This window comes from Streptosporangium sp. NPDC051023 (genome assembly GCF_040689595.1).
Taxonomy (GTDB): Bacteria; Actinomycetota; Actinomycetes; order Streptosporangiales; family Streptosporangiaceae; genus Streptosporangium.
In genome coordinates, this window is record NZ_JBFBCE010000010.1 from 154202 (window position 1) to 171764 (window position 17563).

The following is a 17563-nucleotide window of genomic DNA, read 5'->3' on the forward strand; positions in this document are numbered from 1 at the left end:
GCAAATAGTCACAGTCAGTGCGTCAATCCCCGAGACGGACAGACCGAAAGGCGCTATCCGTACCGCTTGTCCGGCGTGCCCCGCGGCCCTCCGCGCAGGCCGCCGAGCGTCCCGACCGCCTCGACGATCGCCTCGGGGTCGTCGAGGTGCACCTCGTGCCCGGATCGGGGCAGGGAGATGAGGCGGGCGTTCAGGAGCCCGGCCAGGGCCCGGTGGCACGGGTCCTCCGGGCCCGCGCTGAGGATCACGACCGGGATCGCGGGGAAGGGATGGCTCTCGCGCAGGTCGCCGAGTTCGGCGGCCATGTCGGGGTAGGCGAGCCACTCGGCCAGCGCCGCGGCCAGGACCCGGCCTCTGCCGTACACAACGCGGGCGCGGTCGTGCGGGCCCATGAGGAGACGATGCGCGAGGGGCAGCACGAGGCGGGCGAGCGCGGTCGCGCCGAACGTCCCGCCGAGGGCGGGAAGGGCACGCTGTACGGCCCGCACGACAGCCGCGCGTGGCCCGCTCCTGCGCCTGACCTGCCGCTCACAGCTCGGGTCGACCAGGACCAGTCCCGCCGCCCGCTCCGGGTTGAGCCTGGCGAAGGCCTCGGCGTGACGGCCCGCGACCGAGTGGCCGACCACGATCGCGGAGTCCGCGAGCGCGGCGATCCGCTCCGCCTCCTCGCGCAGCGTCGGCGGGCCCAGGTGCCCCGAGCTGAGCCCGAGCCCGGGGCGGTCGAAGCGGATCACCAGGTGGTCGGGGCTCAGGCTCGTGGCGACCCGGTCCCAGTGGAACCACGCCCCCGCCATTCCCGCGCAGATCACCACCGGCGGCGTTCCCGCCCCCTCAAGCAGGACGTGCGACTTCGGCGGCGCGGCCCGCGTCCTGTCCCGCCACAGCGCCGCCCCGACCAGCAGCAGCCAGAGCGCGACGACCCCCACCTGGAAGCGCTGGGCGGTCCCCACGGGGCCGTCGTGCCCGCCGGGCCCGCCCCGGGCGGTCTCGACGGCGGCGACCAGGGAGAGGGTCCACACCGTCGCGGCGGCCATGAGGGCGGCCAGCGCGGCGCCGCCGTACACGAGGAGCGGCCATCTGCGCCGCCGCAGCGCGCTCACCGGCAGCGCGACGAGGCTGACCGCGGCCCCGGCGAGCGCGAGGGAGCTGGCCGCGGCGTGGATCACATGGGAGGCGGAGACCCGGCCCACGGCCTCGGCCGCCGCACACGAGGGGGCACTCAGCGTGGCGCAGTCCAGCGGGAAGGCTCCGGCGTCCAGCACCGTCATCACGCCGAACAGCGCGAGCCCGAGCCAGCCCACAGCGCCCGCCCTGCCAGGGCGTTCGTCGGGCGCCAGGGCGACCCCCGCCAGGCAGGCGGCCCCGACCAGCACATCGGCGCCCCGCACCAGCCACGACCACGGCTGGTCGGCGGCGGCCAGCTCGCTGAGGTACGCCCAGGACCGGTCGACGCCCGGGTTGAGGAACTGCAGCGGCACCCAGGCGCTGTAGCACAAGCCCGCCAGGAGGAACGCGCGGGCGGCGGCCAGGGTCGCCCTTCGCCGGGAGCGCACCACTCACAGCCCGGGAGCGCCCCAGAGGGGGAACCAACGGCCGAGGTCGGGCTCGATTCTCAGCTCCCCGTCGAGCGCGGCGCGCACCTGGAGCTCGAGCGCGTTGTCCCTGCGCTGGCCGGGCAGCGGCGCGAACGGGTAGAAGGTGCCTCTCTTGTAGAGGTAGACCAGGGCGAGCCCGCGCCCGGCGTGGCCGGAAGAGTCCGCGAAGGCCACCAGCGAGCAGAGCAGGGAGGGGCCGAAGCCCGCCGACTCCAGGGAGGAGTTGACGGCGTGCAGGTCGGTGACCAGATCGCCGAGCAGCTCAGGATCGCGGCGCACCACCAGCCAGGTGTAGCCGTAGGAGTCCTTCGACTGCTCGACCGGCGGCCCTCCCCCCGCGGCGAGCAGTTCGACGACGTCGTGCTCCAGCGTGGCGAACGCCCCGCCCTCAGCGGAGCGGAAGCAGACCGACCCGATCCCGGTCGGCTCAAGACCGGTCGCGGCCTGCAGGGTCACCGCGGCGGACGGCAGCGCGAACAGCGCGTCCAGATCGGGCTTGACGGGTTCGGTACGGCCCAGCAGCGCGTCCCACCACCTGGCCACCCTCACACTCCCTGTCCAAGCTGGGCGGAGATCCGCCTGAGCTGCTCAAGCCGCCGTTCGAGCGGCGGGTGGGTGGCCATCAGGGAGGTCAGGGCCGAGCGGCCCGCCAGGGCGGGGGCGAAGAAGAAGGCGTTGAACGGCTCGGCCTCGCGCAGGTCCTTGGTCGGGATGCGGGCCATCTCGCCGGAGACCTTGACCAGCGCGCTGGCCAGCGCGGAGGGACGCTGGGTGAGCAGGGCGCCCGCGCGGTCGGCGGCCAGCTCGCGGTAGCGCGACAGGGCGCGGGTGAGCAGGAAGCTGACCGCGTAGACCAGGATCGAGACCAGCATCACGATCACGCCGATCGGCGGGCCGTTCTGGTTGTCCCTGCGCCCGCCGAGACCGCTGTAGAGCGCGACCCTGGTCATGAGCCCGGCGACGATGCCCAGGAACGACGCGATCGTCATCACCGCGACGTCGCGGTGGGCGACGTGGGACATCTCGTGCGCGAGGACGCCCTCGAGCTCCGCGCGGTCGAGGCGGCGCAGCAGCCCGGTGGTCGCGCAGACCACCGAGTTCTTCTGGTTGCGGCCGGTGGCGAACGCGTTCGGGACATCCGAGTCGGCGATCGCCACCCGCGGCTTCGGCATGTCGGCCATGCCGCAGAGCCGGTCGATCACACCGTGCAGCTCGGGCGCCTCCTGTGGGCTGACGACACGCCCGTGCATCGCGAACAGCGCGATGCGGTCGGACATGAAGTACTGCACCAGGAGGGTGATGCTCGCGATGAGCAGCACCGTGACCGTATGGACGCCCAGCGCGACCAGCGCGCCGACGAAGACGACATACAGCAGCCCCAGCAGGAACATGGTCAGAACCATGCGGCTGGTCAGGCCCCGGTCCGGGGCGAACCGGGTGTGTGCCATATGCCCAAACTATCCGGGAATCAGCCCCTCATTGCCGAGCATCTCCCGCACTTCGTCCATGGAAGCGTCGGCCGGAGGCAAAATCAGCTCGGACGGCTCCAGGCTGTCGTCGGGAAGCGCCTTGCCGACGTGGCGGACCTTGTCGAGCAGGTCGTGCAGCCTGCTCCTGAAGGAGTCCTCGTCACCGGCCGCGATGGCCGCCTCGAGCTCGCCGTCGAGGGCGTTGAGGACGTCGAGGTCGCCCTCCGCGATCTCGATCTGGCCCTCGCCCATGATGCGTACGATCACAGCCCCTCCCCCTGCTGGTGGAACTGCTGCGTCTGGTGCGGCTGCTGCTGTTGGGGCTGCTGGGATGGTCCCTGCTCGATCGCGCTCTTCGGCGCGGGCCCCTGGCCCAGCTCGGCCTTCATCCGGGCGATCTCCAGCTCCACGTCGTGCCCGCCGCCCATGCGGTCGAGCTCGGCCTGGATGTCGTCGCCGCGCTGGCCGCTGAAGTCGTCGAGCGCGCCACTGGCCAGCAGCTCGTCGATGGCTCCCGCGCGGGCCTGCATCGAGGCCGTCTTGTCCTCGGCGCGCTGAATCGCCAGGCCGACGTCGCCCATCTCCTCGGAGATGCCGGAGAAGGCCTCGTTGATCCGCGTCTGCGCCTCGGCGGCGGTGTAGGTCGCCTTGATCGTCTCCTTCCTCGTGCGGAAGGAGTCGACCTTGGCCTGAAGGCGGTGGGAGGCCGTGGTGAGCTTCTCCTCCTCAGCCTGCAGGTTGTCGTGCTGCACACGAAGGTCGGCGATCTGGGTCTGCAGGCTCGACCTACGGGTCAGCGCCTCGCGGGCGAGATCCTCACGGCCAACCCCGAGCGCCTTGCGGCCCTGCTCCTCAAGCTTGCGCGACTGCGCCTCGATCTGGTTGATCTGCAGCTCCACCCGCTTGCGCGAGGTGGCGACGTCGGCCACACCACGGCGCACCTTCTGCAACAACTCCAACTGACGCTGGTAGGAGTAGTCGAGGGTCTCGCGCGGATCCTCCATCTTGTCCAAGGCGTTGTTGGCCTTGGACTTGAAGATCATGGAAAGTCTCTTCATCACGCTCATGCGCGTCGGCCGTCCCCTTCATCAAATGCGCTTCGGGTCACCCCAGTGATTCCAGCCCCCCAAGAAAAGCACCGGAGCCACCTAGGTTCACCCTACGCATAACGCACGGGGGCGTCACTAAGTTGCAGTCCCGGTAGGCTGACGATGTGTTCCGACGTACCCAGACCACCGCGGACGACTCCCCCGTCTCCGTCAACGATCCTAAGCCTGCGGGCAAGGGGCGTCCCACACCCAAGCGCCGGGACGCCGAAGGTCGTCGCCGCCAGCCGGTGAACGCCCCCCAGAACCGTAAAGAGGCGTACAAGCAGCTTCGCGAGCGCCAGGCCAACGACCGCGTCAAGGCGCGCGAGGGCATGCTGCGCGGCGAAGAGCGCTACCTCCCCGCCCGCGACCAGGGCCCGGCCCGCAAGTTCGCCCGTGACTGGGTCGACTCCCGGCGCCTGGCCAGCCAGTACTTCCTGCCGTTCTCGCTGCTCATCCTGCTGCTGACCTGGATTCCCTTCCCCGAGGCGGTCCGCGGCCAGGTCTACGTCGCCGTCATCACGGTCGGCTGGCCGCTCATGATGGTCGGTGTGCTGCTGACCTCGTTCTGGGTCTCCTGGAAGGTCAAGAAGCTGGCCTCTGAGAAGTTCCCCGGCGACAACCTCAAGGGTGTCGGCTTCTACGCCGCGATGCGCGCGCTGCAGATCCGCAAGCTGCGCTTCCCGCCGCCGACCGTCCTGCCGGGCGGCAAGCCCGTCCCGCCGAAGAAGTAGGCCCGCAGGCCCCGTCCCGTGTCCCGGGAGGGGCCTGACGGCGCTCAGCCCGTCTGCTTCGCCTACTCCGTCCCCTCCACGACGTTCCAGTCGAAGTTCCCGTCGGCGATCCGCGGCTTCCAGTGGCCGATCGTCCCTCCGGTCTCCAGCGCGTCGGCGGTCGCCTTCAGCAGCGCGTAGTACGACCTGACCCGGACCCCGCCCGGCATGAAGTCGAGCGGGCCGTCCTCGGCGCTCTTTCCCACGTCGTGCTCGACCGAGTCGACCAGCAGGTGGCCGCCGACCCCGTCGGCGCCGAACGGGACCATCCGCCCGTCCCACACCTCGCCGCGCGGGTCGGGCTCAACGCCCGGCTCGTAGTCCCCCTCCAGCGGGCCGATCCCGCACAGCATCCGCCAGGTGTCGCGGATCTGCCTGACATCCAGGAGTTCCTCGCCCATCGGGCCGAACCCCCACGCCCTCCCCGTCGTCACGGAGCCGTTGTGCCGCAGCAGGGAGGCGCGCAGGTCGTCGGGGAAACGCAGGCCCATCTGCGCCTCGGCGACCGCGATGGTCCCGGGCCTGGCGGGACCCGCGAGGGTGCGGTAGGTCGCGGGGGCGTTGGCCCTCAGCCACTTCTCGATCCGGCCCCACTGCCGGTCGACCGCCCTGGTCACCTTCGGGCTGAGCGGCCGTCTGTGCGGCACCCGCGCCGCGGGATGGCAGTCGGCGTCCTGAACAGGGGCCACCGCCTCCGGGGAGGGGGTCTCCTGATCCTGGGGGGCCGCCTCGCCGGAGAGGCCCTCGTGGACGGTCCAGGGCCGGGAGAAGTCCTCTCCCGACTCCACACAGGTTCCGGCGTCCTCCCCCGCGCCTGCCTGCCCGTACGGCGGGCACACGCTCTCCCCCAGGACACCGGTCAGATACTCCGTGCCCGTCTCCTTGGAGAAGACCGCGTTCTCCAGGACCTGGCTGCCGAGGGCCAGCAGGCACAGCGTGCACGCGACGGCGCCCCACCGGTTCAGCGTGCGCCTGACCGCGCGGTCAAGGGGAGCCCGCGGGGTGATCTCCCTGGTGAGGAAGGCGGGGAGGCGGGACTCGACGGCGTAACGCTTGAGGTCGTCGGCGGTCGGGGTGCCGAGGATCGGGGCCTGCGGCCACCGGGGCGCCTGGACGGCCTCGGCCTCGGGACGTGGCGCGACCTCGACGCGAGACTCGGCCCCGGGGACGGTCCCGGCGCGGGAGCCCGCGCCCGAGACGGCCGGAGACCGGCGCGGGCGCAGGACCGCGACGACGATCGCCGTCGCCACGGCGGCCGCCAGCGCGAGCCGTACCCATCGAGAAGTGATCAAGCGCGACACGCCGGGCAGAGTATCCCGAATCCCCCTATGCCATCGCACCCAATAGGGTCAACGGCATGGAATTCCGCCATCTCGGCCGTAGTGGCCTCAAGGTCAGTGAGATCAGCTACGGCAACTGGATCACGCATGGCTCCCAGGTCGAGGAGGACGCCGCCAGGGAATGCGTACAGGCGGCGCTCGACGAGGGGATCACCACCTTCGACACCGCGGACGTCTACGCCGGGACCAGGGCCGAGGAAGTGCTCGGCCGCGCACTGAAGGGCGTTCGCCGCGAGTCCCTGGAGATCTTCACCAAGGTCTACTGGCCCACGGGGCCCGGCCAGAACGACCGCGGACTGTCCCGCAAGCACATCACCGAGTCGATCCACGGCTCGCTGCGCCGGCTGCAGACCGACTACGTCGACCTCTACCAGGCCCACCGCTTCGACAACGAGACCCCGCTCGAGGAGACCCTCAAGACCTTCGACGACCTCGTACGGCAGGGCAAGGTCCTCTACGTCGGCGTCAGCGAGTGGAACGCCGACCAGATCGGCCGCGCTCTGAAGATCGCCGACGAGCTGGGCTTCGACCGCCTGGTCTCCAACCAGCCGCAGTACTCGATGCTGTGGCGGGTCATCGAGGCCGAGGTCGTGCCGCTGAGCGAGAAGGAGGGCCTCAGTCAGATCGTCTGGTCCCCGATCGCCCAGGGCGTGCTCACCGGCAAGTATCTCCCGGGTCAGCCGCCGCCCGCCGGGTCCAGGGCGACCGATCCGACCGGAGGCGGCTTCATCTCCCGGATGATGGACGACGACCTGCTCACCCGCGTCCAGAATCTGAAGCCCATCGCCGCCGACCTCGGCCTGACCATGGCGCAGCTCGCGGTGGCGTGGGTGCTGCAGAACCCGAACGTCGCCTCGGCGATCGTCGGGGCGACCAGGCCCGAGCAGGTCCGCGACAACGTCAAGGCCGCGGGCGTGAAGCTGGACGACGAGGTGTTGAAGAGGATCGACGACGTCCTCGGCCCCGTCGTCGAGCGGGATCCCGCGAAGACCGTCAGCCCGGAGAAGCGACCGTAGTCACCGGCCCCAGCCGGGCACCCCGAAGCCCGGACCCCCTCGGGCTCTCCCGCGTGGAGAGGCCCAAGGGGGCGTCCGTTCAGCTCACCGGCGCGCCATCGTGATGTCGGTGGTCGAGCGTGCATTCCAGGTGCCGCCGGGTCACCGCCCCGCTCGCTCGGCCGGTCGGGGTCCAGGATGGGTTCCTCGGGATCCGGCGGTCAGCCGAGGCACGCTCATTCGGGGCGCAGCGACATCTTCTCGTACTCGATCCGGTCGTCTTCGAGCAGCGTGACCCTTTCGACGCCTGCCTCGAGCAGCTCGCGCCAGCTCTCACCGAGCCAAGACTCCGCGTCCGCCTGGCTCGGGAACGCGTCGGACGGCGTGACCCCCTCGGTCACCTCGCCGCCGTTCGCGTTTTCATAACGCCAGTGCCAAGTCATGCATACGCTCCTTCTCACGGGGTCAGGCGATGCCTTACAGACGGCTCAGCGAACCCTACATCGCCCGCGCCCGCGCCGAACCTGGGGCGGGGCCTCACTCGCCCGGATGTCACGCCCCTACGCTGGGGCCGTGAAGGTCCTGATCTCCGGCACGGGGGGAACGGCCGGATGGCCGGCCCAGGGGTGCGGATGCGCCTCGTGCTCCCGTCTCTCCCCCGATCACCGGCGCCCCGCCGAAGTCGTCCTCGGCGAGCCCGGCGAGCCGGTACGGCTCCCGCACGACCTGCCCGCCCTCCCAACGCCTCAGGGGCCGCCCAGCGCGTCCGCGCCAGACGGGTGGCAGGACGCCTCCCCTCCCGGCCCCGGCCCTGTCTCGGGAGGCGGCCTGCCGCTCTCCGGGCCGACAGGCGCGGGACTGCCCGTGGGATCGGGAGGCTCAGGGCGGCTGCCCGTGGGATACCGGGTCTCGACCGGCGGGGACGGCCTCCTCCTCACCACTCCCGGCGGCCGCCGGGTCCTCTACGCGGTCCCGCCGGGGCATGACGGGCACGCCGGGGCGCGGGACCTGTCGCGCGCGGGCGGCGGCCGCACCGACGGCGACACGGCAGATGACGCGGCGGGCGCCGGCCCGGCCCTGGGCACAGCGGGCGGCCCGGCCCTGGGCTCGGCGGACGACACGGCACGCGGCCCAGCGGAGGACACGGCGTGCGACCTGGTGCTGGTCGACATGCTGGACCGGCCGGAGCTGCTGGGCGACCTGCGCCGCCGGGGCGTGGTCGCCGAGCGGACCCACGTCGTGACGGTGCACGTCGACCACCGGGTGCCGTCAGAGGCCGAGCTGGCCAGGCGGGCGCTGCTGTGGGGGGTGCGGGCCGTACCCGACGGGACGGTCCTGGACCTCGACGAGCCCGCGCCCCCGCGCGCCCCGTCCCCCCGCCGGACGCTGCTCCTCGGCGGGACACGCTCCGGCAAGTCGGCGGAGGCCGAGCTGAGGCTGGCGGCGGAGCCCGAGGTCCTCTACGTCGCGACCGGCCCCTCCTGCGGCGACGACGCCGAATGGGGCCGCAGGGTCAGGGCGCACCGGGAGCGCAGGCCCGCCCACTGGGACACCGTCGAGACGACGGACCTCGCCGGGCTGCTGCGTACCGCGGAGACCCCGATGCTGGTCGACGGGCTCGGCACCTGGGTGGCCGCGGTCTTCGACGAGTGCGATGCCTGGTCGGACGCGGACGCCGGAAGAGCCGGGGACGGCGGAAGGGGCGCAGACGCGGTCACCGCCAGGTTCGACGAGCTGGTGGCGGCCTGGCGGCAGACCCGCTGCCGGGTGGTCGCGGTCTCCGACGAGGTCGGCCTCGGCGTGGTGCCCGCGACGTCGAGCGGCCGGAGGTTCCGCGACGCCCTCGGCAGGCTGAACCAGCGCCTGGCGGCAGAGTCCGAGGAGGTCGCCCTGGTTGTGGCGGGCCGCCTGCTGCCCCTGCCTCTCTGACCGGCGGCGCTACGATCGTCGATCGTGTCAGGAACACCGTCCCCAGACTCCCCGGCGGAGCCGCCCTCGGGGCCGCCCTCTGGGCTGACCGACGGGCTGCGCCTGGCGGTCGGCACGCTGAGCGTGTTCCCCGTCCGTCCCGGGATCGTCGACCGCCGGGCGGGAGGGACCGCGATGACGGCCGCCCCGTTCGTGGGTGCGCTGCTCGGCGCCGTCTGCGCGGTCGTACTCACGGGGGCGCTGTGGCTGGGCGTCACTCCGCTCCTGGCCTCGGTGCTGGCCGTGGCGGCCCTGGCGCTGCTCACCCGGGGGCTGCACCTGGACGGGCTGGCCGACCTGGCGGACGGCCTCGGCAGCGGCAAACCCGCCGCGCAGGCACTCGACATCATGAAAAAGTCCGACATCGGGCCGTTCGGTGTCGTGACGCTGATCCTCACACTGATGGTCCAGGTGGCGGCGCTCTCCGAGGTCGCCGCCGCGGGGAGGGGGCAGATCGCGCTGGTCATCGCGTGCGTCGCGGGAAGGCTGGCGCTCACCTGGGCCTGCCGGGCGGGCGTCCCCGCCGCCCGCCCCGGCGGTCTCGGCGCCCTGGTCGCCGGAACCGTGCGGCGAGGCCCCGCGCTGGCCGTGACGGCGCTCGTGCTCCTCGGGGCGGCGGTCCTGACGCCCGCCTACGAGATCGGCGCCCTGGACCCGCCGCTCTCCCTGCTCGCCGGGAGCCTCTCACCGGACGAGCGCCTCCCGGACAGTGTGTCCGGCCTCCTCGGACCTTCCCTGGCCGTCGTCGCAGGCCTGCTGGCGGCCTGGGTCCTGCGGCGACGGGCCACACGGCGGCTTGGCGGGATCACCGGGGACGTGCTCGGCGCGCTCGTCGAGATCGCCACGACCGCGGCGCTCGTGGTGTGCGCGGCGGTCGTGTGACGGGCCGGGAGCTCAGTTCCCGGCAGGGACGGGTGTCCGCACCGGGCGGCGCGCGAACAGCAGGGCGGAGAGTACGGCCAGCAGCGCCGAACCGGCCAGGCCGCTGATCCCCGCGAGGGCGAAGTTGGGCGGGCTGGCCGCGTCGCCGACGAGAAACACCAGGCCCGCGGAGGCGTTCAGGGCCCCGTGGCCGACGACGGCGGGCCAGACGCTGCCCGAGTACAGGCGCAGCCAGCCGAGCAGCGAGCCGAAGGCGACGCAGAACACGAGGAAGAAGGGGGCCGCCCAGGCGCCGAGCTCCGGGTAGTTGTAGCCGCGCAGGGTGAGCGGAGCGTGCCAGGCCCCCCAGATCAGCCCGGAGACCAGGAGCGCCCGCCAGGTGCCCAGCGGCATCAGCCTCGGCAGCAGCCAGCCGCGCCAGCCCCACTCCTCGCCGAACGCCGCGATGGAGTTGATCAGCGGGGCGACGAGGACCGCGCTCCCGACCTGCAGCGCGACGAGCGCTCCGGGGGCCAGTGGGAGAGACCGTCCCTGGGCCGCCCGCTCCAGGCTCTGGCGGAACAGGCTGAGCCCGTCGAGGTCGAGGACGACCAGGCCGAGGGCGGCGCTGAGCGCGATCGCCGCGACCGCCAGCAGCGGGGTGCCGAACCAGGCGAGCACGAAGAGCGCGACCGTGCGTCCTGTCCGCTCCCCCCGGGTCAGGCCGGTCCGCCTCGCCCATTCGCGCCAGGTGGTCCCGGCCTCTCCACGCCGCCTGCCGTACAGCAGGACGGCCAGGACGCCGAGCGACGGGGTGAACATCATCACGACGCCGGTCACTATGAACAGCGGCGAGCCGGAGGAGGCGTCGTTCAGCCAGAGCGGGAGGGCGGACAGCCAGGACAGGCCGAACGCGACGAGCAGGAACAGCCACAGATCGGCGGGGCGACGGGGCATGACATCACTTTCCTGGGACGGTGTGGGACTCCGCCGGGCTCGTGACGGGAGCCCGGCCGGCGGGGACGGAGCAGTGGCAGGCCGCGCGAGAGCCGGCCGGGCGGGGAACCGGGGACTGGCCGGGCAGGGGAACCGGGGAACCGGGGAGGAGAGGGGATCGGCGGAGTCGGACCGCGTGCGGGGCGGCCGCCAGCGGCGGGGAGCCGACTGGGCGGGAACCCGAAGTCAGTCAGGAGCCGGGTCAGACCCCGCCGGGAGGTGCTCACCTACATCCATCTCTGTCAGGAGTCGACTCTCTCCGCGACGTAGGCGTTCAGCAGGGCGGCGCCGTTCCTGGCGTCGTCGACGGAGACCGCGAACTCGCCTCCCGTAACGCGCCGGATGACCAGGCACTCCCCGCCGCGCAGCATGAACGTGACCCTGCCGCCCGCGCCGGGCAGGCCGCGCACGCCCCAGCCGCCGACCTCGGCGGGACTGCGCGTCTCGACCCAGGCCGACTCGATCCTGTCGACCGGGGTATGGCGCGCGATCCTGCCGAGGGGGCCGAAGCCGACACGCAGGCCGTCCGCGTCGACGCGGACGCGGACCGAGCACGTGCCGAACCCGAGCAGCGCCGCCGCGGACAGGGCGGCCAGGTTGATCCAGACGGCACCGCCCGACATGACGCCCGTCACGGCGAGCACCGCGGTGGCCAGCACGCCGACCAGCGCCACGAGGAACAGGCCGGCGAGCCAGTGGTTGGTGGTACGGCTCACCCAGACCGCCCGCTGTCCCGGCCGCAACCGCATGATCGGCGGCGAGGCGGGGTCGTGGTGCGGGTCGGGCCCGCCCCTGCCGAGCAGTCCAGCCGGCACACCCGTGGCCACGGCGGCGACGATCACCGCGATGACCTGCCAGGTCGGCAGCGTGGCCTGGCGCCAGTCGGCGAGGTCGAGGTTGACATAGAGGGTCGAGCCCTGCATGCCGACCGACAGCACGGCCCAGCCGAAGAGGAAGCCGCACCAGCAGCCGCGCCCCAGGCGGGTGCTCAGCGTCGGGCCCCGCAGCGCGAGGACCATCAGGACGATCCAGGCGACACCCCAGAAGAGCAGGGTGAACAGGAGGTTGGCGGCGAAGGACATGTGGCCGTCGGGGACGCCCGTGCCGTTCCAGTGGGTCGCGAGCGGGTCCGGGAGACGGTCGCGGAAGACGAGCGGAACGCCGATCAGCACGGCGGTGACGAACACGCCCCAGATGAGGGCGAGGGTGGCGCGGCCTCTGAGGGTCATCGCGCCTCCTTCCATGGAAAAGACCCGCTGTTCGGGAGATGACCGCTACGCGGAAAGCGCCGGGGGCGCGGCGGGAGGGTCATGACAGCTCCCTGATGATGTGGATCACTTCTTCGGGGCCGTAGCCATACCGGTCGGCCTCGGCGAGCAGTTCGCGTGCCGCCTCCGCCAGCACCGCACGGGCGTCCGGCCTGCTGAGCACGCTGACGCCGCGCCCCCTGCGGAACTCGAGGAGTCCCTCGTCGCGCAGCTCACGCAGCGCACGCAGCACGGTGTTGGCGTTGATGCCCAGCGCGTCCGCCAGGTCTCTCGCGGGCGGCAACCTGTCCCCTGGGGCGTACGAGCCGTCCGCTATGGCGCGGCGGATCGTTCCCGCGACCTGCTCGTGCAGTGGCCGGGAGTCGTTCAGATCCAGAGTGAGCAACATGATGCTATCGACAGTAGCACCATCATCTGAATGGTGCTACTTGAGATAGCTTTATTTCCGGCTTCGCCAATTCATGGGACGAACCCTCGTTTATGCGTACGGCCCAAGCAGGGCTAGCATCGGGCGCGTGACCACTGTGCGGGTGAACCCAACTGACAACGTCGTCTCGTTCGACACCGATGCGCTGGTCGTCGGCGTCCACACCGGAGAGGGCGGTCCGCGCCCCGCTCCCGGCGCCGAAGGGCTGGACGAAGCACTTGGCGGCAAGCTCGCCGCGACGCTTGACGCCATAGGCGTCAAGGGCAAGACCGGCGAGATCGCCAAAGTTCCGACTTTCGGCGCGCTGGCTGCCCCGCTCCTGGTGGTCGTCGGCCTTGGTGACGCCCCCGAGGGCGACTACGACGCCGAGGCGCTGCGCCGCGCCGCGGGCGTCGCGGTGCGCTCCCTTTCCGGCACCGCCCGCGTCGCGCTCGCACTGCCCGCGGCCGACGCGCGGCAGGCGGGGGCCCTGGCCCTCGGCGGCCTGCTGGGCGCCTATTCCTTCACCAAGTACCGCACCAACGGCGAGCAGCCCTCCCCTGCCGGGGAGCTGACCGTGCTGAGCGACGCCGACGACGCTCAGGCCGCGGTCGAGCGCGCCGTCACTCTTGCGGAGTCGGTCTCCCTCGTGCGCGACCTGGTCAACACGCCGCCCTCCGATCTCTGGCCCGCCCGCTTCGCCGAAATCGCCGAGCAGACCGGCTCCGCGGTGGGCCTCTCGGTCGAGGTCCTCGACGAGAAGGCCCTCAAGGAGAACGGCTACGGCGGCATCGTGGCCGTCGGCCAGGGGTCGGTCAACCCCCCGCGCCTGGTCCGCCTCGCCTACAGCCACCCCGAGGCCGCCAAGACGGTCGCGTTCGTCGGCAAAGGCATCACCTTCGACTCCGGCGGCCTCTCGCTCAAGCCGTCGGCCTCGATGGACTGGATGAAATCGGACATGGGCGGCGCCGGCGCAGTCTTCGGTGCGCTCGTCGCGATCGCCAAGCTGGGCCTGAAGATCAACGCGGTCGGCTACCTCTGCCTGGCGGAGAACATGCCGAGCGGCACCGCCCAGCGTCCCTCCGACGTGTTCACCAGCTTCGCGGGCAAGACCGTCGAGGTGCTCGACACCGACGCCGAGGGCCGCCTGGTGCTGATCGACGGCATCGCCCGCGCGGCCCAGGACTCCCCCGACGTGATCGTGGACATCGCCACGCTCACCGGCGCGCAGATCGTCGCGCTCGGCTGGCGCACCGCGGGAGTCATGGCCAACGACGACGCGCTGCGCGAGGAGGTCGTCGCGACCGCGGGCGAGCAGGGCGAGGGCGCGTGGGGCATGCCCCTGCCCGAGGAGCTCCGCAAGGGCCTCGACTCCCCCGTCGCCGACATCGCCAACCTGCACCCGGAGCGTTTCGGCGGCATGCTGACCGCGGCGATCTTCCTGCGGGAGTTCGTGCCCGAGGGGATCCGCTGGGCGCACATCGACATGGCGGGCCCCGCCTTCAACAAGGGCGAGGCGCACGGATACACCCCCAAGGGCGGCACCGGCGCGATCACCCGCACCCTCGTCGGCCTCGCGGAGCGTTACGCGGGCTGACCCACCCCGCGCGAGCGGGTGTCACGCGGGCCAGCCCGCCCCGCGCGTGCGGGTCACGAGCGACACAGACAGATGAAAAGATGCGGTTGCCGGTGCCGGGCCAGGGGCGCGACACCGGCACGGCGGCGAGCCGGAACCCCGGGCCGCGGACGCGAGCAGGCGTCCGCGGCCGCGGCGGGGACACGGAGCGGGCGCGACCGCGACATGGCATTTCAATCCGACAAGGAGCTTTTCTGTGGCTGATGGCAGCGGCCCGTACGACATCGTCGTCCTGGGTGGCGGTAGCGGTGGGTATGCCTGCGCTCTGCGGGCGGCCGAGCTGGGCAAGACGGTCGCCCTCATCGAGAAGGACAAGATCGGCGGCACGTGCCTGCACCGGGGATGCATCCCCACCAAGGCCCTCCTGCACTCGGCGGAGGTCGCCGATGAGACGCGGGAGAGCGAGACCTACGGCGTCAAGGCCCGTTTCGAGGGCATCGACGTGCCCGCGGTCCACTCCTTCAAGGACAAGATCGTAACGCGCGCCTGGAAGGGCGTGCAGGGCCTGCTCAAGAGCAAGGGCATCACGATCATCGAGGGCGAGGGCCGCCTGGTCGGCCCGAACCGGATCGCCGTCGGCTCCGACGTCTACGAGGGCCGCAACATCGTGCTGGCGACGGGCTCCGCGCCCAAGACGCTGCCCGGCCTTGAGATCGACGGTGAGCGGATCATCACCAGCGAGCACGCGCTCAAGCTGGACCGGGTCCCCGGCTCGGTGATCGTTCTCGGCGGCGGCGTCATCGGTGTCGAGTTCGCCAGCGTCTGGCGCTCCTTCGGCGCCGAGGTGACGGTCGTCGAGGGCCTGCCGCACCTGCTCCCGCTCGAGGAGGAGTCGAGCTCCAAGCTGCTTGAGCGCGCCTTCCGCCGCCGCGGCATCAAGCAGGAGCTCGGCGTCTTCTTCGAGGGTGTCAAGACCACCGACACCGGCGTGGTCGTCACGCTCGCCAACGGCAAGACGCTCGAGGCCGAGCTTCTGCTCGTCGCCGTCGGCCGCGGCGCCGTCTCCTCCGGCATGGGTTTCGAGGAGGCGGGCATCGCCGTCGAGCGCGGCACCGTCACCGTGAACGAGTTCTGCCAGACCAGCGTCCCGGGCGTTTACGCCGTCGGTGACCTGATCCCGACCCTGCAGCTCGCCCACGCGGGCTTCGCGGAGGGCATCCTGGTGGCCGAGCACATCGCCGGGCTCAACCCGGTGCCGATCGACTACGACGGCGTGCCCAGGATCACCTACTCCGACCCCGAGGTCGCCTCGGTCGGCATCACCTCCGCCCAGGCCAGGGAGCGGGGCCACGAGGTCGTGGAGTTCACTTACGACCTCGCGGGCAACCCCAAGAGCCAGATTCTGCAGACGCAGGGCGCGGTGAAGATCATCTCGGAGAAGGACGGCCCCGTCCTCGGTGTGCACATGGTCGGCCGCCGCATCGGCGAGCTCGTGACCGAGGGCCAGCTGATCTACAACTGGGAGGCGCTGCCCTCCGAGGTCGCGCAGCTCATCCACGCGCACCCGAGCCAGTCCGAAGCCGTCGGTGAGGCGATGCTGGCCCTGGCCGGCAAGCCGCTGCACGTCCACAACTAAGTTCAAGCCCTCACTCGGAACACGAGAGAAGCCATCCATGCCGAAGTCCGTACAGATGCCCCAGCTCGGCGAGAGCGTCACTGAGGGCACCGTCACCCGCTGGCTGAAGAAGGAGGGCGAGCGCGTCGAGGCCGACGAGCCGCTCCTCGAAGTCTCGACCGACAAGGTCGACACCGAGATCCCGTCGCCCGCCGCGGGCATCCTCACCAAGATCGTTGTCGGCGAGGACGAGACCGTCGAGGTCGGCGCAGAGCTGGCGGTCATCGACGAGAACGGCACCGAGGGGGCCGTCCAGGCCGAGGAGCCCGCCCCGCAGGCCGCCGCTCCCGCGCCCGCCCCGGCCCAGCCGATCTCCTCGATCCCGCAGCCCGCCCCGCAGGCCGCTCCCCCCGCTCCGGCCCCGCAGGCCGCGGCCCCGGCACCCGCGCCCGCTCCGGCCCCGCCGGCCCCGCCGGCTCCGGCTCCCGCGCCGCAGGCCCCCGCCCCGCAGCCCGTCCAGGCCGCGGAGCCGGTCTCCTCCGGTGAGAGCCCGTACGTCACCCCGCTGGTGCGCAAGCTCGCCGGCGAGCACAACGTCGACCTGGACGCGCTGACCGGCACCGGTGTCGGTGGCCGCATCCGCAAGCAGGACGTGCTCGAGGCGGCGCGCAACCAGCGCGAGCAGGCCGCCGCCCAGGCTCAGGCCGCCGCCCAGGCCGCCCAGACCCCGGCCCCGGCCCCGGCCCCGCAGGCTCCCGTCCAGGCTCAGGCTCCCGTGGCCGCCCCGGCTCAGGCTCCCGAGCCCGTCTCGGTGGACACCACGCTGCGTGGCCGTACCGAGAAGATGTCGCGCCTGCGTCAGACCATCGCCAAGCGCATGGTCGAGTCGCTGCAGGTCTCGGCCCAGCTCACCACCGTGGTCGAGGTCGACGTCACCAAGATCGCGCAGCTGCGCGACCGCGCGAAGGCGGAGTTCCAGCGGCGTGAGGGCGTCAAGCTCTCGTTCATGCCGTTCTTCGCCCTCGCCACCGTCGAGGCGCTCAAGCAGCACCCGAAGCTGAACGCCACGATCAACAGTGAGACCAACGAGGTCACCTACTTCGACACCGAGCACCTGGGCTTCGCGACCGACACCGAGCGCGGCCTGCTCGTCCCGGTGATCAAGGACGCGGGCGACCTCAACATCGCCGGCCTCGCCCGTAAGATCGCCGACCTGGCCGAGCGCACCCGCACCAACAAGGTGAGCCCGGACGAGATCACCGGCGGCACGTTCACGCTGACCAACACCGGCAGCCGTGGCGCGCTGTTCGACACGCCGATCCTCAACCAGCCGCAGGTCGGCATGCTGGGCACCGGCGCGGTCGTCAAGCGCCCGGTCGTCCTGGACACCGCTGAGGGCGAGGTCATCGCCGTCCGCTCGATGGTGTACCTCGCGCTCAGCTACGACCACCGCCTGGTCGACGGCGCCGACGCCGCCCGCTTCCTGACGACGGTCAAGCGCCGTCTCGAGGAGGGCCGTTTCGAGAACCAGCTGGGCCTCAACGCCTAGTCTCCGTTCTCCCCTGCCGGGGGCGGGGGCGGGGGGGCGGGGGGGCGCCCGCCGGTGGGCGCCC

17 protein-coding genes are annotated in these 17563 nt (G+C 72.1%); 7 read left to right on the top strand and 10 right to left on the bottom strand.

The genetic code is table 11. The features are described 5' to 3' along the window. Nucleotides 1–53: 53 nt before the first annotated feature. Genes AB0395_RS09540 through AB0395_RS09560 form a run of 5 tightly spaced genes read right to left on the bottom strand, consistent with a single transcriptional unit; the run spans nucleotide 54 to nucleotide 4131 of the window. Nucleotides 54–1553, bottom strand: a complete 1500-nt coding sequence (locus AB0395_RS09540; protein WP_366278658.1) for an alpha/beta fold hydrolase — start codon at nucleotides 1551–1553, stop codon at nucleotides 54–56. Nucleotides 1554–1556: 3 nt separating this feature from the next. Further along, entirely contained in the window at nucleotides 1557–2138 is a 582-nt protein-coding gene (locus AB0395_RS09545; protein WP_366278660.1) for a hypothetical protein, read from the bottom strand. A gap of 2 nt (nucleotides 2139–2140) precedes the next feature. Further along, on the bottom strand, nucleotides 2141–3043 hold the full coding sequence (gene htpX / locus AB0395_RS09550; RefSeq protein WP_366278662.1) for a zinc metalloprotease HtpX: 903 nt from the start codon (nucleotides 3041–3043) through the stop codon (nucleotides 2141–2143). A 9-nt stretch (nucleotides 3044–3052) separates the two neighbouring features. After that, nucleotides 3053–3331: a hypothetical protein gene (locus tag AB0395_RS09555; RefSeq protein WP_366278663.1), complete on the bottom strand. Its 279-nt coding sequence runs from the start codon at nucleotides 3329–3331 to the stop codon at nucleotides 3053–3055. Then, nucleotides 3328–4131, bottom strand: a complete 804-nt coding sequence (locus AB0395_RS09560) for a PspA/IM30 family protein (RefSeq protein ID WP_366278664.1) — start codon at nucleotides 4129–4131, stop codon at nucleotides 3328–3330. Before AB0395_RS09560 ends, AB0395_RS09555 begins: the two co-directional genes overlap by 4 nt. A 146-nt stretch (nucleotides 4132–4277) precedes the next feature. Here AB0395_RS09560 and AB0395_RS09565 point away from each other — a divergent pair, with 146 nt between their 5' ends. Beyond that, nucleotides 4278–4886, top strand: a complete 609-nt coding sequence (locus AB0395_RS09565; RefSeq protein ID WP_366278666.1) for a DUF3043 domain-containing protein — start codon at nucleotides 4278–4280, stop codon at nucleotides 4884–4886. Nucleotides 4887–4948: 62 nt separating this feature from the next. Here AB0395_RS09565 and AB0395_RS09570 read toward each other — a convergent pair whose 3' ends face one another. Continuing rightward, entirely contained in the window at nucleotides 4949–6226 is a 1278-nt protein-coding gene (locus tag AB0395_RS09570; RefSeq protein ID WP_366278668.1) for an SMI1/KNR4 family protein, read from the bottom strand. Nucleotides 6227–6282: 56 nt separating this feature from the next. On the opposite strand from AB0395_RS09570, the gene AB0395_RS09575 reads away from it, so the two are divergent. Next, entirely contained in the window at nucleotides 6283–7281 is a 999-nt protein-coding gene (locus tag AB0395_RS09575; protein ID WP_366278669.1) for an aldo/keto reductase family protein, read from the top strand. Nucleotides 7282–7496: 215 nt separating this feature from the next. Here the strand turns inward: AB0395_RS09575 and AB0395_RS09580 are convergent, their stop codons facing one another. Further along, entirely contained in the window at nucleotides 7497–7703 is a 207-nt protein-coding gene (locus AB0395_RS09580; protein WP_366278670.1) for a hypothetical protein, read from the bottom strand. 130 nt (nucleotides 7704–7833) lie between these two features. Here AB0395_RS09580 and AB0395_RS09585 point away from each other — a divergent pair, with 130 nt between their 5' ends. After that, nucleotides 7834–9189, top strand: coding sequence for a bifunctional adenosylcobinamide kinase/adenosylcobinamide-phosphate guanylyltransferase (locus AB0395_RS09585; protein ID WP_366278671.1), 1356 nt, complete (start codon nucleotides 7834–7836; stop codon nucleotides 9187–9189). A 24-nt stretch (nucleotides 9190–9213) separates the two neighbouring features. Continuing rightward, a complete protein-coding gene (locus AB0395_RS09590; RefSeq protein WP_366278672.1) occupies nucleotides 9214–10110 on the top strand; it encodes an adenosylcobinamide-GDP ribazoletransferase in 897 nt (298 codons plus the stop codon). A gap of 12 nt (nucleotides 10111–10122) precedes the next feature. Here the strand turns inward: AB0395_RS09590 and AB0395_RS09595 are convergent, their stop codons facing one another. The 3 genes from AB0395_RS09595 to AB0395_RS09605 all read right to left on the bottom strand — a co-directional run bounded on the left by AB0395_RS09595 (nucleotide 10123) and on the right by AB0395_RS09605 (nucleotide 12741). Beyond that, on the bottom strand, nucleotides 10123–11046 hold the full coding sequence (locus AB0395_RS09595) for a CPBP family intramembrane glutamic endopeptidase (RefSeq protein WP_366278674.1): 924 nt from the start codon (nucleotides 11044–11046) through the stop codon (nucleotides 10123–10125). 281 nt (nucleotides 11047–11327) lie between these two features. Beyond that, nucleotides 11328–12314 (bottom strand): DUF1648 domain-containing protein, encoded by a 987-nt coding sequence (locus tag AB0395_RS09600; protein ID WP_366278676.1) that lies wholly within the window; start codon nucleotides 12312–12314, stop codon nucleotides 11328–11330. 79 nt (nucleotides 12315–12393) lie between these two features. Then, on the bottom strand, nucleotides 12394–12741 hold the full coding sequence (locus AB0395_RS09605) for a GntR family transcriptional regulator (RefSeq protein ID WP_366278677.1): 348 nt from the start codon (nucleotides 12739–12741) through the stop codon (nucleotides 12394–12396). Between the two features lie 127 nt (nucleotides 12742–12868). Between AB0395_RS09605 and AB0395_RS09610 the strand changes: the two genes are divergently transcribed. From AB0395_RS09610 to sucB, 3 genes are all read left to right on the top strand, one after another. Next, nucleotides 12869–14356 carry a leucyl aminopeptidase gene (locus AB0395_RS09610; RefSeq protein ID WP_366278679.1) on the top strand — a complete coding sequence of 496 codons (1488 nt, stop codon included), beginning with the start codon at nucleotides 12869–12871 and terminating at the stop codon, nucleotides 14354–14356. A 235-nt stretch (nucleotides 14357–14591) separates the two neighbouring features. Continuing rightward, on the top strand, nucleotides 14592–15971 hold the full coding sequence (gene lpdA / locus AB0395_RS09615; protein WP_366278681.1) for a dihydrolipoyl dehydrogenase: 1380 nt from the start codon (nucleotides 14592–14594) through the stop codon (nucleotides 15969–15971). A 37-nt stretch (nucleotides 15972–16008) separates the two neighbouring features. After that, nucleotides 16009–17499 (top strand): 2-oxoglutarate dehydrogenase, E2 component, dihydrolipoamide succinyltransferase, encoded by a 1491-nt coding sequence (sucB, locus tag AB0395_RS09620; RefSeq protein WP_366278683.1) that lies wholly within the window; start codon nucleotides 16009–16011, stop codon nucleotides 17497–17499. The last annotated feature ends 64 nt before the right edge of the window (nucleotides 17500–17563 follow it).

Bases quoted from the DNA above. Each gene is read 5' to 3' on its own strand.
- htpX (WP_366278662.1), bottom strand. From the start codon at position 3,043: ATGGCACACACCCGGTTCGCCCCGGACCGGGGCCTGACCAGCCGCATG.
- AB0395_RS09560 (WP_366278664.1), bottom strand. From the start codon at position 4,131: ATGAGCGTGATGAAGAGACTTTCCATGATCTTCAAGTCCAAGGCCAAC.
- AB0395_RS09575 (WP_366278669.1), top strand. From the start codon at position 6,283: ATGGAATTCCGCCATCTCGGCCGTAGTGGCCTCAAGGTCAGTGAGATC.
- AB0395_RS09580 (WP_366278670.1), bottom strand. From the start codon at position 7,703: ATGACTTGGCACTGGCGTTATGAAAACGCGAACGGCGGCGAGGTGACC.
- AB0395_RS09595 (WP_366278674.1), bottom strand. From the start codon at position 11,046: ATGCCCCGTCGCCCCGCCGATCTGTGGCTGTTCCTGCTCGTCGCGTTC.
- AB0395_RS09600 (WP_366278676.1), bottom strand. From the start codon at position 12,314: ATGACCCTCAGAGGCCGCGCCACCCTCGCCCTCATCTGGGGCGTGTTC.
- AB0395_RS09605 (WP_366278677.1), bottom strand. From the start codon at position 12,741: ATGTTGCTCACTCTGGATCTGAACGACTCCCGGCCACTGCACGAGCAG.
- sucB (WP_366278683.1), top strand. From the start codon at position 16,009: ATGCCGAAGTCCGTACAGATGCCCCAGCTCGGCGAGAGCGTCACTGAG.